This window comes from Serratia sp. Nf2 (assembly GCF_003028435.1).
Lineage (GTDB): Bacteria > Pseudomonadota > Gammaproteobacteria > Enterobacterales > Enterobacteriaceae > Serratia > Serratia marcescens_L.
The window spans coordinates 1-1045 of record NZ_PYTW01000039.1 but is presented as its reverse complement, the minus strand read 5'-3'; the positions used below and the strand labels follow the sequence as shown (position 1 = coordinate 1045).

Below are 1045 nucleotides of genomic sequence, written 5' to 3'. Positions count from 1 at the left end.
GCGGTCACAAAACCTACTGCGAAGCCGAAAAATGCTGGCTGATGCACAACGACGACGGCAGCTGGCAGCTGTTTGACGTCGGCGAACAGATTTTCCACTACCCGCCGCTGGCGGGCGACCAGCCGAGCCGGCTCAGCATGATCACCGACGCCATCGGCAACGCCACCTCGCTGTTTTACGACGACGAAGGGTTGCTGAGCGAACTGGTGGACAGCGCCGGGCAGCGCCTGATGTGCCGCTATGCGCAGGGCCGCCTGCGCGAAGTGGCGCTGCAAACCGCCGAAGGCGAACGGACGCTGGCGCGCTACGGTTACGATGAGCAGGGCCAACTGACGACGGTGAGCAACCGCGCCGGTGAGGTAACGCGCCGCTTCGGCTGGCGCGACGGCCTGATGATCAGCCACCAGGACGCCGCCGGGCTGCTGAACGAATACCAATGGCAAGAGATCGACGGCGTGCCGCGCGTGACGGCCTACCGCAACAGCGCCGGGGAATCCCTTGAGTTCGGCTATGACTTCGCCGGCGGGCGCCGCAGCGCGGTGCGCGGCGACGGCAAGCGGGCGGAGTGGCGGCTGGATGACGACGACAACGTGGCGCAGTACACCGATTTCGACCAGCGCCGCTACGGCTTTATCTACCAACGCGGCGAGCTGTGCAGCGTGCTGCTGCCCGGCGGCGCGCAGCGCCAGAGCGAATGGGATCCTTACGGCCGCCTGCTGTCGGAGACCGATCCGCTCGGCCGCGTGACGCGTTATCAATATTCGCGCAACAGCGGCCGACTGTTCGCCGTCGCGTACCCGGACGGCAGCAGCGAAGCGCAGCACTGGGACACGCTGGGGCGCCCGACGCGCTATGTCGATGCCCTGGGCCACGCCACGCTGTACCGCTATCCGGATGACGAAGAGAGCCTGCCGGCCGGCGTGATCGACGCGCTGGGCGGGGAAGTGAAGCTGGAGTGGGACGCCCGCGGCCAGCTGACGCGCTACACCGACTGTTCCGGCAGCGTGACGGCTTATACCTACGATGCGCTGGGGCAACTGACGGC

1 pseudogene is annotated in these 1045 nt (G+C 67.2%); it reads left to right on the top strand.

The annotated features are described in order from the left end of the window. Window positions 1-1045: pseudogene (locus C9411_RS25275) on the top strand (RHS repeat protein); the annotation flags it as partial.